This window comes from Pinisolibacter sp. DMC19 (assembly GCF_056313985.1).
On the sequence record NZ_JBQUZF010000001.1, the window covers coordinates 16,084 to 27,283 of the forward strand.

Annotated in this window: 12 protein-coding genes; 8 read left to right on the plus strand and 4 right to left on the minus strand. The window is 70.7% G+C overall.

Annotation, left to right across the window (positions count from 1 at the left end; genetic code table 11):
• Positions 1-99 precede the first annotated feature (99 nt).
• From ACT53U_RS00075 to ACT53U_RS00090, 4 genes are all read right to left on the minus strand, one after another.
• Positions 100-951, minus strand: a complete 852-nt coding sequence (locus ACT53U_RS00075; RefSeq protein WP_476151719.1) for an energy transducer TonB — start codon at positions 949-951, stop codon at positions 100-102.
• On the minus strand, positions 948-1,415 hold the full coding sequence (locus tag ACT53U_RS00080; RefSeq protein WP_476151720.1) for an ExbD/TolR family protein: 468 nt from the start codon (positions 1,413-1,415) through the stop codon (positions 948-950). The genes ACT53U_RS00075 and ACT53U_RS00080 overlap by 4 nt, the downstream gene beginning before the upstream one ends.
• Complete coding sequence (locus tag ACT53U_RS00085; RefSeq protein ID WP_476151722.1) at positions 1,412-2,029, minus strand: MotA/TolQ/ExbB proton channel family protein; 618 nt, start codon at positions 2,027-2,029, stop codon at positions 1,412-1,414. The genes ACT53U_RS00080 and ACT53U_RS00085 overlap by 4 nt, the downstream gene beginning before the upstream one ends.
• Positions 2,030-2,150: 121 nt before the next feature.
• Entirely contained in the window at positions 2,151-4,235 is a 2,085-nt protein-coding gene (locus ACT53U_RS00090) for a TonB-dependent receptor plug domain-containing protein (RefSeq protein WP_476151723.1), read from the minus strand.
• Between the two features lie 689 nt (positions 4,236-4,924).
• Here ACT53U_RS00090 and tsaA point away from each other — a divergent pair.
• The 8 genes from tsaA to ACT53U_RS00130 all read left to right on the plus strand — a co-directional run bounded on the left by tsaA (position 4,925) and on the right by ACT53U_RS00130 (position 11,035).
• Positions 4,925-5,413 (plus strand): tRNA (N6-threonylcarbamoyladenosine(37)-N6)-methyltransferase TrmO, encoded by a 489-nt coding sequence (gene tsaA / locus ACT53U_RS00095; protein ID WP_476151725.1) that lies wholly within the window; start codon positions 4,925-4,927, stop codon positions 5,411-5,413.
• A complete protein-coding gene (locus tag ACT53U_RS00100; protein WP_476151726.1) occupies positions 5,410-6,453 on the plus strand; it encodes an iron ABC transporter substrate-binding protein in 1,044 nt (347 codons plus the stop codon). The genes tsaA and ACT53U_RS00100 overlap by 4 nt, the downstream gene beginning before the upstream one ends.
• 1 nt (position 6,454) lies before the next feature.
• The gene (locus ACT53U_RS00105; protein WP_476151728.1) at positions 6,455-7,480 is read left to right on the plus strand and encodes a FecCD family ABC transporter permease; all 1,026 of its coding nucleotides are present in this window, start codon (positions 6,455-6,457) and stop codon (positions 7,478-7,480) included.
• Positions 7,477-8,310, plus strand: coding sequence for an ABC transporter ATP-binding protein (locus ACT53U_RS00110; RefSeq protein ID WP_476151729.1), 834 nt, complete (start codon positions 7,477-7,479; stop codon positions 8,308-8,310). The genes ACT53U_RS00105 and ACT53U_RS00110 overlap by 4 nt, the downstream gene beginning before the upstream one ends.
• Entirely contained in the window at positions 8,307-8,837 is a 531-nt protein-coding gene (locus tag ACT53U_RS00115) for a DUF2478 domain-containing protein (protein ID WP_476151731.1), read from the plus strand. Before ACT53U_RS00110 ends, ACT53U_RS00115 begins: the two co-directional genes overlap by 4 nt.
• A 10-nt stretch (positions 8,838-8,847) precedes the next feature.
• Positions 8,848-9,402, plus strand: coding sequence for a hypothetical protein (locus ACT53U_RS00120; RefSeq protein WP_476151733.1), 555 nt, complete (start codon positions 8,848-8,850; stop codon positions 9,400-9,402).
• 13 nt (positions 9,403-9,415) lie between these two features.
• Complete coding sequence (locus ACT53U_RS00125; protein WP_476151734.1) at positions 9,416-10,363, plus strand: cytochrome-c peroxidase; 948 nt, start codon at positions 9,416-9,418, stop codon at positions 10,361-10,363.
• Positions 10,364-10,447: 84 nt separating this feature from the next.
• Positions 10,448-11,035, plus strand: coding sequence for a helix-turn-helix domain-containing protein (locus tag ACT53U_RS00130; protein WP_476151736.1), 588 nt, complete (start codon positions 10,448-10,450; stop codon positions 11,033-11,035).
• The last annotated feature ends 165 nt before the right edge of the window (positions 11,036-11,200 follow it).

Consider the following 11,200-nt stretch of genomic DNA (forward strand, 5'->3'; position numbering starts at 1 on the left):
CGCCCTTCGAGGCCCGGCAGAGCCGGGCACCTCAGGGTGAAGGCCTCCGCGGGAGGCCGCATGGTCGCATGGCATCCGTCCGATGGCCGGCGTCGCGCCTCACCGCCCCACCGAGAATCGCACCGCGATCGTGCCGCGGAACCGGCCGCCGGGCGGCGGCGGCACCCGGGTCGCCGCCATCATCGACGGCACCACGGCATCGAGCGCCGGCGCCCCCGACGAGCGCGTCACCGCGTGGGAGACCACCGTGCCGCTCGGCCCGATGGTGAAGGCGACCGAGACCGTGCCGGAGAGCCCCGCCTCGCGCGCCGCCGACGGATAGTACTTGTGCCGCTCGATCTCGGCCGCCACCAGCGCCGCATAGGCCGCGATGACCGATCCGGACGGTGCAGCCGCCGCTTCGGTGCGCCCGCGTCCGCTCGCCGCCTTGCCCGTGGCGGTGCCGGCCGAACCGGTCGCGACCTCGCTCGCCGGGGCGTCGGTGCGCTCGGTCCGCGGCGGGCGGGCGACGGCGGCCGCCTCGCGCGGCTTCTTCGGCTTGTGCGACCGTGGCTCGATCGGGCGACGGGGTTCCGGCTTCGGCTGTTTGATCTCGATCGGCTTCTTCGGTGCGGGCTCGGTCGCCTCGACCGACTCGGGTTCGGGCGGCGGGGTTTGCGGTTCCGGCGTCGGGGGTGATGGTTCGGCCGTCTCGTGCTCCTTCGGCGCGGCCTCGGCCGGCGGCGTCGGCGTTGGCGCCGCGGCCACAGGTCCCGGCGCGGCGGCGGCCTCCTCGACGATCGCTTCCGCGGTGATCACGTGACCGCCCACTCCCGCCGGCACGCCGGGGTGCGGCGGCAGGGCGGAGAGCGCCGCCATCGCCGCCAGATGCCCCGCCGTCGCCACCGCGACGAAGGCGATGCGCCGCCGTCGATGCGCGCCGTCCGGGCGCTGGGCGGGCAGGGGGCTCACGGCACCGGGCTCGCGGCGGTCGCCGCGGCGGCCGTGCCCGGCGGCTCGTGCGCGACGCGCGTCACCAGCCCGACCTTGTCGAGCCCGCGCGTGGCGAGCCCGTCGAGCAGTCCGACGACCAGTCGGTACGGCGCCCCGCCGTCGACGCGCAGCCGGATCGGTCGGTCGCGCTCGTCGCCCAGATGCGTCTCGACGGCCTCGACGGCGGTCTCGGGCGTCGCCTCCTCGCCGTCGACGGTGATGCGTCCGTCGGCACCGAGCACCACGACGACGGCGCGGGTCGTGCCCAGCGGCGTGCCGGCGCGGGCGCGCGGCAGGTCGACGCGGAAGCCGGCGGCGAGCATCGGTGCCGTCACCATGAAGACGATCAGCAGCACCAGCATGACGTCGACCAGCGGCGTCACGTTGATGTCGGCCCGCGCCCGCTCGGCGACGCTCGGCCGCGTGAGCCGCGCGTGTCTCATGGGGCTCGCTCCCGAACGTCCGTCGCGCCGGCCGCGACCTCGCCGATCCAGCCGTCGAGACCGGCGGCGAGACGGGCGAAGGCGGCGCCGAGCCGGTTGAAGCCGACCGAGGCGGGGATGGCGGCGGCGAGGCCCCAGGCGGTCGCGGCCAGGGCTTCGGCGATGCCGGGGGCGACGGCGGCGATCGAGGTGTCCTGCGCCTGACCGAGGCTGCCGAAGGCCGCCATGATGCCCCAGACCGTGCCGAAGAGGCCGACGAAGGGAGCGGTCGACGAGATCACCGCGAGATCGGCGAGGCCGCGTTCGGCCTCGAGCAGCAGATCCTTCGCCGCCCGCGTCGTCGTGTCTTCGAACGCGAAGCGGCGGCGTTCCTCGTCGGCGTCGGCCGGCAAGCGATCGACCGCCGCGCGTCCGGCCTCGGCGATCTCGGCGAGGGCAGGGGCGAGCGCCCCGCCGTGCCGTGCCGCGCGCACCGCACGCGCCAGCCGGCGGTGGGCGAGGACCGCCTCGCCGATCAGCGCCCAGCTCCACACCGAGGCGGCGAGGAGAACGATCATCACGCCCCTGCCGACGGGACCGGCCGTCAGGAAGAGCGCCCAGGGTGTCATGTCCATGCGATGTGTCCGTCAGGTGCTTCGCACGTCGCGGTCGCCGCGACGAATGGAACGGCGGTGGAGGAAGCCACCTCCACCGCCGTCCGCTCCAGGAACCGGGAAGCGCACCGGTCCGGGGGGGTCAGAACGTCGCCTTGAGCGAGGCGAAGAACGAGCGGCCGCGGGCGGGGAAGCCGTCCGAGGGCATGTAGTACTGGTCGAAGATGTTGCGGGCGCCGGCGGCCAGCGTCAGGTTGGAGTGGATGCGGTACTCGGCCGAGAAGTTGGCGAGCCCGTATCCGCCGCTGCGCAGATAGGTCGTCGTGGTGCCCACCGTCCGCGACGTCCAGCGCGCCGAGGCGAACTCGACGTTGGGCGTCAGCGTCACGTCGGTGATCGGATTCCAACTGGCGTAGACGAGACCCTTCAGCTCCGGCACGTCGGTCGCCTGGAAGCCGGGGATGTAGGGCGCCGTCACCTTGCGCTCGATCAGCGAGACGTTGCCGCCGACGATCAGGTCGCTGCGCAGCGCGTGGTCGACCGCCAGGTCGACGCCGGCATACCAGCCGTCGCCGACGTTCTGGAACTGCGTCACCGACGAGCCCGAATAGACGATCGGCACCGACTGGATCATGTCCTGCACCGAGGCGTAGTAGGCCTCGATCGACACCTGGCTCTTCGGCGCATAGGCCTTGGTCCAGCCGAGCTTGTAGTTGATCGCCCGTTCCGGCTCGAGCCCCGGATTGGAGACCGCGCCACCGAAGCGCGACGAGAAGCGCTCGAACAGGGTCGGGAAGCGGGTGCGATCCGAGACGTTGGCGTAGAGCTTGGCGTCTTCGGCATAGCGCCAGATCGCCGCCATCTGCCAGTTGAAGGCGGTCTTGTCGCGCAGCGGGTAGTGGACATAGGCGCCCGAGGTGAAGTCCTCGGACTGCCACAACTTGCGCCAATCGTAGGAGATGCCCTGCACGAGGTCGACCGACGGCGTCAGCCGATAGGTGTTCTCCAGCGCCAGCGACCAGGTGTCCTCGACCGTCGTCTGCTTCGGCTCGGTGAAGCACACGACGTTGACGGTGCACCCCGCCGACGTGCCCGACGCATTGGTGTAGTTGGCGTTCCACTCGGTGTGATTGTCGCGGCGATAGTGGAGCGCACCCTTCAGCGTGTCGCGACCGAAGAGTTCGGTCCCGGCCTCGACCGAACCGCCCGCCGACCAGTCGCGATAGTAGGAGGTGAAGACGTAGCCGGCATTGGTGTGCCGGGTCTGCGCTGCGTCGCCCCAGCTGTCGAGCGTGTTGTCGAAGGTGGTGTAGAACAGCCGGGTCTTGACGTAGGACTTGTCGCCGATCGCCGTCGTCGAATTGAAGGCGAGGTTCTGGACGTTCCACTCCGGCCAGGACCAGTAGCGGTTGGTGCTGACGAGCGTGTTGTAGGGCGCGTTCTTCTCGCCCTCCTGCTTGGTGTAGGCGATGGAATATTCGTCCGTGGCGTTGGGCGTGAAGCCGACCTTGGCGTTGACGTTCCAGTCGCGCGTGTCGGAATGGTCACGCCGACCGCCGTTCTCGTAAGCCGTCGGGGTGAAGCTCTGCGGCAGCTCCCAGCCGGCCATACGGTTGAACGTGCCGGAGATCTGCGCCCAGTAGGCTTCCTGCTTGGTGCCGGCGCGCAGGTAGGTCTTGACCCCGTCATACGTGCCGTCGTTGCCGAATTCGGTACCGACGCGCATCTCGCCCTCGTAGGCCTTGGTCGGCTTGCGGGTGACGAGGTTGATCGCGCCGCCCATGGCGCCGGGGCCGTCGAGCACCGAGGCATAGCCCTTGGCGATCTGGATCTCGGCGATGTCGCCGGTGAGGAAGCGGCCGAAGTCGAGCCGGTTGTCGGCCGGCAGGTAGACGCGCACGCCGTCGATCGACAGCGGAACCTGGAAGCGGTCGAAGCCGTGGACGAAGATCAGCTGCTCGTTGCGGGTGCCGCCCGAGTTGTTGGAGACGACGCCGGGCGCCAGATCGACGGCGCGATCGAGCGTCTCCTTGGCGTGGAGCTGGGTCTGCTCGTCGGTGACGACGGTGCCGCCGAAGCGATCGAAGATCGACCAGCGCTCCTTGTCGGCGGTGACGTGGATCTGGCCGAGGTCGTAGACGTCGCTCTCGCCGGCCACGGCCATGCCCGCCGGCAGGAAGGCGGCGATGCCGGCCAGAAGTGCGGAACGCGTCGATCGTAGTTTCATCTGTCCCCCCGGGGATCGGTCGTGCGGGACGAACACCCCGTACGGCCATTCGAGTTGCCGACAAGTCTGCGACCGGCCCCCGCGCCTCGAACGGTGCTTTCCGCACCTCCCCGAGGCCCGACGCGCCGCCGGTCCGGAACCCCCGTTCCCACCGTGACGCGACGATCGCTATGCAATCAGTTTACATAAACAGGTCATCAACGCCAGTCCGTCGCCGGGGATGCGTGACGTTTTGCTGCACGTGTCGAAAATCTGTCGCGAAGTGCAACGGTCGACATATACCTGAATAATTGTGTAGAATTAATCGGTATATTACGACGATCGATGCCAAATTATTCATTATAAAATTTCGACATGCAGCCGGTCTTGAGAATGTATGCGTGACATCGGATTGAATGGTATCTGTGAATACGGACAATATGAAAGTGAATGACATTTATGTGTGATCGATCTGTCGCTCATTCGCGACGAAATCGTGGCGAAGAGCCGTGCTCGAAGCTGAGAACTACGATGGATGGCAAGACATCCGTCACCCGATACGCCGTCGTCGCATGCGAGAGTGCGATCGCATCGGGTGCGAACCGGCTTGCGTCATGTAATGCAGATCAATAATTGAATCGGAGTACCCGATCGCGGTCGGCGCCTCCGCGCCCTTCCCGCGGGATCGACGAGAGGTCGAAGCAATGGACGTGAAGGACATCAGGCGTGGCGAGACGGTCGCCGAATGGAACGGCGCGAACGATGCCGCCCTCGTCTTCGTCGGACGGATCCGGACGCCGTGGACCGACACGTCCGAATGCCCGCGCCACGGCCGTCTCGACGGGCCGCTCTGCCGCATCGAGGTGTTCGAGACTTGGGTGCCGGCGCTGCAGGACATCGCCGAAGGGCAGATGCTGGAGATCTTCTACTGGCTCCATCGCTCGCGCCGGGACATCCTGACCCAGAGCCCGCGCGACGACGGTGTCACCCGCGGCACCTTCTCGATCCGCTCGCCGCTGCGCCCCAATCCGATCGGCACCTCGATCGTCCGCCTCGAGCGGCGCGAAGGGCCGGTGCTGTTCGTCCGCGGCATCGACTGTCTCGACGGCACGCCGCTGATCGACATCAAGCCCGATCGTTCGGACTTCATGCCGATGGCGCCGCCGAAGCCCGGCGACTTCCAGGTGGGCGACGTATGACCGTCGCCCGCGCCTTCCGCCGCCTCGCGCTCGCTGCGGTGCTTTCGCTGGCGACGGGCCTGCCGGCCGTGGCCCGCGACGTCGTCGATTCCGCCGGGCGGCGGGTGAGCGTTCCCGACACCATCACCCGCGTCTTCGCCGCCGGCCCGCCGGCCGCGATCGCCGTCTATGTCGTCGCGCCGAAGACGCTGATCGGCTGGCCGCGGGCGCTGCGCGACGAGGACAGGCCGTTCATCCGCCCCGAGGCACGCGATCTGCCCGAGACCGGGCGGCTGACCGGCCGTGGCGACACCGTCAACACCGAACGGCTGATGGCCGAGCGCCCCGACGTGATCGTCGACTTCGGCTCGACCGATCCGACCTATCGCTCGATCGCCGACCGCATCCAGGCCCAGACCGGCATTCCCTATCTGCTGATCGAGGGCCGCTTCGCCGCGACGGCCGCCTCGCTGCGCCTGCTCGGCACCATCCTCGGCGCGCCCGACCGCGGCGAGATGCTCGCCGCCGAGGCCGAGCGCATCCTCGCCGACGTCGACCGCGTGTTGACGCAAGTGCCGCAGGCCGAGCGTCCGCGGCTCTATCTCGCCCGCGGCAACGACGGGTTCGAGACCGGTTCGCGCGGCTCGATCAACACCGAGATCCTCGAACGGGTCGGCGGCATCAACGTCGCCGTCGGCGTGCGCGAGGCCGGTGGCCTCGTCCACGTCTCGCCCGAACAGGTGCTGGTCTGGGCGCCCGACACGATCGTCACCATCGATCCGCCGGTGCGCGACGCGGTCCTGACCCGACCGGAATGGCGCGCGGTGCCGGCGGTCGCCCGCCGCCGCGTCTTCCTCGCGCCCAACCGGCCCTTCGGCTCGGTCGACTTTCCCCCTTCCGTCAACAGGCTGGTCGGCCTGCCGATCCTGACGCACGTGCTCTACCCCGGCCGGCCGGCGACGCCGCTGCGCGCCGAGGTCGCCCGCTTCCATCGCCTCTTCTACGGGGTCGAACCGGACGCGGCGATGCTCGACGGTCTCCTCTCCGGCCTGGAGAAATGACGTGGACGAGCCGGAACGCATCTCGGTGATCGTCGCCGCTCTGACCGGCCTCCTGGTGGCGCTGATCGTCGCCGCCGCCTGTATCGGACCCTATCCGCTGACGCCGGCGACCGTCGTCGCCACGATCGTCGACCGCTTCGCCGGTAGCCCCGGCGATCCGACCGCCAATGCCGTGCTCTTCGACGTCCGCTTGCCGCGCATCGCCGCCGCCGTGCTGGTCGGCGCGGCGCTGTCGGCGGCGGGGGCGGCCTATCAGAGCCTCTTCCGCAACCCGCTGGTGTCGCCCGACATTCTCGGCGTCTCCTCGGGCGCCGGCCTCGGCGCGGTGATCGGCCTGCTCTTCGGCTTGCCGGTGGCCCTCGTCGAGCTCCTCGGCTTCGTCGGCGGGGCGGTGGCGGTCGTGCTGGTGGCGATCCTCGCCCGCGTGCTGCGCCACCACGGCGACATCCTGGTTCTGGTGCTCGCCGGCATCGTCGTCGGCGCGCTCGCCTCGGCGGCGATCTCGCTCGCCAAGATCCTCGCCGACCCCTACGGCCAGCTGCCGCTCATCACCTATTGGCTGCTCGGCAGCCTCGCCGGCGTCCGCCGCGAGGACATCCTCGTCGTGGCGCCGACGGTGATCCTCGGTCTGGTGCCGCTGTTCCTGCTGCGCTGGCGCATCGGCGTCATGGCGCTCGGCGACGACGACGCCCGTTCGCTCGGCATCGACGTCCGCCGTGTCCGCTTCGTGGTGATCGCTGCGGCGACGCTGATCACGGCGAGCGTCGTGGCGATCTCCGGCGTCGTCGGCTGGGTCGGGCTGATGGTACCGCACATGGCGCGGCTCTTCGTCGGCACGCGATTCGATCGCCTGCTGCCGGTGTCGATCCTGCTCGGCGCCGCCTTCATGGTGGTGGTCGACACGGTCGCCCGCACCGTCGCCCGCATCGAGGTGCCGATCGGCATCCTGACGGCGCTGATCGGCGGCGGCCTCTTCGTCTGGCTGATGACGCGGCGCGCCGGCATCGCCTCGTGGAGGCGGTCATGACGGCGAAGCCCACCCCCGCCCCGGTTCTCGTTCTCGACGGCGTGGCGATCGGCCACGACCCGGCGACGGTGCTCGCCCACGACGTCTCCTTCACGTTGGAGCCCGGCGGCATCGTCTGTCTGATGGGGCCGAACGGCATCGGCAAGACGACGCTGCTGCGCACCGTCCTCGGCCTGATCCCGCCGCTCGCCGGCCGCGTCCTGGTCGATGGGCTCGACGTCGCCGCCGCATCGGCGTCCGCGATCGCCCGTGCCGTCGCCCACGTGCCGCAGGCCTTCCTCGGCGATCCCGGCCACACCGTCTTCGACGTCGTGCTGATGGGGCGCACCGGCCGGCTCGGCCTCTTCGCCGTGCCCGGCCGCGAGGATCGCCGCGCCACGTCCGAAGCGCTCGAGGCGCTCGGCCTCGCCGATCTCGCCGGCCGCCGTGTCGACCGCATCTCCGGCGGCCAGCGGCAGCTGATGCTGATCGCCCGCGCGCTCGCGCAGGACACGCCGGTCGTCGTCATGGACGAGCCGACCGCCAGCCTCGATCTCGGCAATCGCTGGGCGCTGGTCGACCGCATCCGCGTCGCCGCCGCCGACGGCCGCGCCCTGATCGTCTCGACCCACGAGCCCGAACAGGCCTTCGAATTCGCCGATCGCGTCGCCGTCCTCGGTCACGACCGCCGTCTGGCGGTCGGCCCGGTCGACGACATCCTCACCACCGAGCGCCTCGCCGCGCTCTACCGCACCGACGTTCGGCTCGAGACGACGGCCTGCGGCCGCCGCGTCGTCGTGCGCGCCGATGCCGAAATCCGCCGCCTCGACCGCGAAAGGGGAAGACGATGACCTCCATCCCGCTCGCCGTGATCGTCCACGACAAGGGCGATCCGATCGAAGCCGCCTTCGCCGGCGCCCGCGACCGCCTCCGTGCCCGCGGCGATCTGCGCGTCGCCGGCGTGGTGCCGCGCCTCGGTGCCCCGCACGGCAACGGCCGGCCCTCGATGTGGCTCGACGACATCCTGACCGGCGAGGAGATCCCGATCTCGCAGGACCTCGGTCCCGGCTCCGACGCCTGCTGCCTCGATCCGAACGGCATCGCCTCGCTGACCATGCGCCTCGCCGCGGCGATCGAGACCGCGCCCGACGTGCTCCTCTGCGGCCGTTTCGCCAAGGAGGAACTGGCCGGCCGCGGCATCCGCGTGCCGCTCGCCGAGGCGATCGACGCCGGCATCGCCACCGTCGTCGCCGTCGACCGCAACCACCTCGAAGGCTGGATCGCCTTCGTCGGCGACGACTGGACGCCGCTCACCCCCGATCCGGACGCGATCGTCGACTGGGTCGCGACCCTTCGTCCCGCTCACGCCAACCCCTGAGGCGAAACCCATGCGCACGCTGTTTCTCGCCACGCTCGCCCTCGCCGGCGTCGCCGCCGTCTCCGTTCCCGTCCTCGCCGAGGAGCCGCTGCCGGCACCGACCGCGCAGCGCCAGCCGAAATGCCCGGAGGAGGCCCAGCCGATCCCGCCGGAATTCGCCTCCTGGACGGCGCGAACGGTGAAGGTCGCCGCCGCCACCGATGCGGCCGGCCTCGCCGGCGCGATCGTGCCGGTCGAGAAGGCCGTCGACGTCGAGCTGAAGCCCGCCTCGACCGTCACCTTCGAGCCGCGTCCGGCAACCCCGGGCGGCTCGGTCAGCCGCGGCGGTCTCTTCCGTCTGACGATCCCCCATGCCGGTGTGTGGCGGGTGGCGATCGGCATGCGCGGCTGGATCGAGGTGGTGGTCGACGGCAAGCCGGCCGCCTCCGTCGGCCACGGCGGCGGACCTGCCTGTTCCGGCATCGGCAAGATCGTCGACTACGACCTGCCGGCCGGTTCGCATGTCCTGATGCTCTCGGCGAGCGACGCGGCGACCGGCGGCGTCATCGTCGTCGAGAAGCGCTGAGGGGGAGGCGATTATGCGAAGCGGCATCGCGGCCGTCGCGGCGGCGGCATTCCTCACGGTGGGCGCGGCCCACGCCGACGAGGCGACGCGGATCGAACTCGGTCGGCGGCTCTTCTACGAGGCGGACCTGTCGGTCAACGGCACCATGTCGTGCGCCACCTGCCACGAGCAGAAGCACGGCTTCGCCGACGGCAACCGCACCCATCCTGGCGCGCTCGGCCATCTCGGCCGGCGCAACGTGCCGGGCCTCGCCAATGTCGGCCGCTTCCGCAACCTGACCTGGGCGAAGGATCTCCCCGGCGGCCTCGAGCGTCAGGCGCTCGATCCGCTGACCGGCTCCGCGCCGATCGAGATGGCCATCGGCGGCATCGAGGACGAGGTGATGGGGCGCCTCGCCCGCGATCCCTGCTATGCCCGCCTGTTCGCGGCGTCCTTCGCCGACTATGCGGCCAAGCCGACGATGACGCAGGTGACGTCGGCGATTGCCGCCTTCGAGCGGACGATGGTCGCCGAGGACAGCGACTGGGACCGCGCGGCGAAGGCCGGCACGCGGCTCGCCGACGCGGCGGCCGAAGGCGGCCGGGCGCTCTTCGTCGAGCGCGGCTGCGCCACCTGCCACGCCCCGCCCTACTTCACCGACGACGCCTTCCACGTCGTGCGTGGGCATGTCGAGGGCGAGTACGACGAGGGTCTCTTCGAGACGACGGGCAAGCCCGCCGATCGCTTCGCCTTCCGCACCACGCCGCTGCGCAACGTCGCGATGACCGGGCCGTACTGGCACGACGGCCGGGCGACGACGCTCTCTCAGGCCATCCGCCTCCACGACGCGCCCGGCCTCGTGCCGACGCTCTCCGAGACCGACCGCGCCGAGATCGCCGCCTTCCTCGGCAGCCTGACCGATCGCCGGCTTTCGATCGATCCGAAGCTCGCGATGCCGGCCGCCGCCTGTCCGTTGCCGTGAGCGGGGAGGGCGGTGCGGTGGCGGCCTCGCGACGTTCCGCGCGGGGCGGCGTCGCGCTATCGATCGGGAAAGCCGGAGGCACCCATGACCCGATCCGCCGTCCCCTTGCGCGAACGCCGCCTGAAGAAGGCCTGGACCCAGGAACATCTCGCCGACGCCGCCGGCGTCGGCCTGCGCACCGTCCAACGCCTCGAATCGGGCCATTCGGCGCGTGCCGAGACCCTTCTCGCCATTGCCGCCGCGCTGGACGTCGAGGCGGGAAGCCTCGTCGCAACGGCGCCGAGCACGCGAGCGGGCCTGCTCCGGACGACGCCGTTGTTGGTCATGGAGACGATCGACGAGGCGGTCGCCGAGGCGCGCGCCATGGGCTTCGACATCGTCGAGACCGGCGATCCCGGCTGTGTCGGCCTCGGCGCCGGCCGCAGCCACAAGATTCTCGCGACGCACACCCACATCGCCGCCGTCCACGGCGAAGCGGTCGCGGCGGCGCTGGTCGGCCGGGTGGTCGACTATCTCCACGTCGCCGATCTCGACGCCTTCGTCGCCCGACGGGGCGGGTTCGACGACCCGGCCGTCGTCACCGGCTACGGTACGCGCGAGACGGTGCTCACGACCCGGACCGGCCCGATGATCGTGGTCGAGCTGCTGCGGGAATCGTCGGAAGGCCGCTGAAACGGTCGGTCGGCCGCCCCTTCCGCTGCGTTGTTTCGACACAGCGTATGGTTCCTTAGACTTGACATGCGTCACGGCCGCCGGCTTCCGCGCGCCTAGAAGCGGAGCATGACGCCCCGTCGAATGTCGCCCACCCGAAGGCGGCGGGCGGGTCGCAGGCGATCC

What these genes read in the sequence shown, in the direction of transcription:
- ACT53U_RS00080 (WP_476151720.1), bottom strand. Translation starts at nt 1,415, where the DNA reads ATGAGACACGCGCGGCTCACGCGGCCGAGCGTCGCCGAGCGGGCGCGG.
- ACT53U_RS00125 (WP_476151734.1), top strand. Translation starts at nt 9,416, where the DNA reads ATGCGAAGCGGCATCGCGGCCGTCGCGGCGGCGGCATTCCTCACGGTG.
- ACT53U_RS00100 (WP_476151726.1), top strand. Translation starts at nt 5,410, where the DNA reads ATGACCGTCGCCCGCGCCTTCCGCCGCCTCGCGCTCGCTGCGGTGCTT.
- ACT53U_RS00085 (WP_476151722.1), bottom strand. Translation starts at nt 2,029, where the DNA reads ATGGACATGACACCCTGGGCGCTCTTCCTGACGGCCGGTCCCGTCGGC.
- ACT53U_RS00110 (WP_476151729.1), top strand. Translation starts at nt 7,477, where the DNA reads ATGACGGCGAAGCCCACCCCCGCCCCGGTTCTCGTTCTCGACGGCGTG.
- ACT53U_RS00120 (WP_476151733.1), top strand. Translation starts at nt 8,848, where the DNA reads ATGCGCACGCTGTTTCTCGCCACGCTCGCCCTCGCCGGCGTCGCCGCC.
- ACT53U_RS00090 (WP_476151723.1), bottom strand. Translation starts at nt 4,235, where the DNA reads ATGAAACTACGATCGACGCGTTCCGCACTTCTGGCCGGCATCGCCGCC.
- ACT53U_RS00115 (WP_476151731.1), top strand. Translation starts at nt 8,307, where the DNA reads ATGACCTCCATCCCGCTCGCCGTGATCGTCCACGACAAGGGCGATCCG.
- ACT53U_RS00130 (WP_476151736.1), top strand. Translation starts at nt 10,448, where the DNA reads ATGACCCGATCCGCCGTCCCCTTGCGCGAACGCCGCCTGAAGAAGGCC.